The organism is Dellaglioa sp. CoH-56-MRSF-11 (assembly GCF_056782135.1).
On sequence record NZ_JBXAYE010000156.1, the window covers coordinates 1 to 245 of the forward strand.

1 pseudogene is annotated in these 245 nt (G+C 50.6%); it reads right to left on the minus strand.

Annotated features, from left to right (window positions below):
• A pseudogene (locus AC1RPT_RS08215) lies at nt 1-197 on the minus strand (hypothetical protein); the annotation flags it as partial.
• Nucleotides 198-245: the final 48 nt, after the last annotated feature.

Below are 245 nucleotides of genomic sequence, written 5' to 3' on the forward strand. Positions count from 1 at the left end.
GAGTAGTCCTGGGAGTAACCCACAACTTTTTGCTGGTTGTCGTAGTAGGGGAACGGCACTGACGATTCGCGGTGGCCGACAACGATCACGCCGTTGTCTTTGATTTTCTTCAGCGTACCGGTCAGTTCTTCCGCATGGGCTACGTTACCTGCCATACCGATCAGCAGTAACGATAACGCCAATTTACGCATTTGCATGGTCCAACTCCTTTGCTGTTGTGGTGGCTCAAATTCAAAGAGCATCAG